General features: G+C 65.8%; 2 protein-coding genes. Both read left to right on the top strand.

The window, feature by feature from the left end; translation table 11 throughout:
* Positions 1 to 184: hypothetical protein (locus WCB02_RS39290; RefSeq protein WP_423967739.1), on the top strand; the 184-nt coding region annotated here is incomplete at its 5' end.
* A 10-nt stretch (positions 185 to 194) separates the two neighbouring features.
* Positions 195 to 1521, top strand: a 1327-nt coding sequence (locus WCB02_RS39285; RefSeq protein ID WP_423967737.1) for an alkaline phosphatase family protein, incomplete at its 3' end; no start/stop codon positions are given.

Genomic DNA, 1521 nt, shown 5'->3' with positions numbered 1-1521 from the left:
AAAGCCGAGCGCGCCGCTGTTCGACCTGGTCGACCACCACCAGCTCGCCGAAGCGTACTCGCGAAACCCGCGCCTCACCGGCTTCATGGCCATCCAGCCCAGCAGCACGACCCCCATCGCGTTCCTGCTCGACATCAACCGATGGCTAGACCGCTCCGGCGTCACCATCCGATTGGACGCGTGAGCCCCCAGCCATGGCCACTCAACACGAAGCCAACGTTTACATCACCAACACCACTGACGGAACGGCCCACATCAAGCTCTTCCACCAGAACGACCCGGACGGCACCCAGAACGGAAGCTGGACCGCCAGCCCGGGGGAGACCGTGGGCCCGATGACCGTCCGGTTCGAGACCGGCTGGGGCTCCTATGGCATCCTCGACTGGTGGTCAGTCATCATCGCCGTGGAAGGCGGGTCGACGCCGGGCATCTACCAGAACTCAGGCACGACTCCCTTCCCCCACCGGAAGGAATGCCAGCTGCAGAGCGCGGATGTCGACCAGCACCTCACCTTCGCCGTCAGCGCCGACAGCTTCGACATCAACCTGGCCTCCGGCGGATGCACCGACGGGATGACGAGGCTCGGCGAGTTCTCGAAGATCACCAACGTATTCGTGCTGATGCTGGAGAACCGCTCCTTCGACAACCTCTTCGGCCAGTCCGGCATCCCGGGTATCACCCACGCCACACCCGCCGACAGCAACGTCTACCACGATGTCACCTACCAGGTTGGCAGTCCCGCGCCCACGGCCATGCCAACCGACCCCGGTCAAGAGTTCCAGGACGTCGTCAAGCAACTGGGCGGCCCGGACGCGAGTTACCCGCCCGGCGGCCCCTACCCGAACGTCAACCTCTCCGGGTTCGCCGCCAACTACGCAACCACCACAACAGAAGGAACGCCGCCCGCCAGCGCCGACATCGGCAAGATCATGCTCGGCTTCGATAGCAAAGCTCAGCTGCCCGTCCTCTATCAGCTGGCGACCGAGTTCGCGATCTGCGACCACTGGTTCTCGTCGCTGCCCGGCCCGACCTGGCCCAACCGGTTCTTCGTCCACGGCGCCTCATCGGCCGGCCTCGACCACAGCCCCACCCAGACCCAGATGGTCGGGTGGGAAACTCCCGGGCTCGGCTTCACCTACCCCCGCGGCAGCATCTACGACGCGGCGACGCGGGCCGGGCTCACCTGGCGGATCTACAACGACGACACCGACGCCTACAGCGACGACCCGCAGGACGGCTCCGTCTTCGGCGCGGTCCCGCAGGTATCGGCGCTGAAGGGCGTCACCCTGCTCGACGCCAACTCCCTCACCCACTTCGCCGCCGACCTGCAGCGCCCCTACACCTGCCAGTACACGTTCATCGAGCCCAACTACGGCGACATCACCAGCAGCTACCGGGGCGGTTCCTCCCAGCACCCGATGGACGACGTCTACGGCGGCGAAGGCCTCATCAAGGCGATCTACGAGGCCATCCGCAACTCACCGGCGTGGGACACCAGCCTGCTGATCATCACCTACGACG

Origin of the sequence: Bradyrhizobium sp. (genome assembly GCF_049581145.1) — a bacterium.
GTDB lineage: Bacteria > Pseudomonadota > Alphaproteobacteria > Rhizobiales > Xanthobacteraceae > Bradyrhizobium.
Note: the sequence above shows the minus strand (reverse complement) of the source record. Positions and strands in the feature narration are given on the sequence as shown.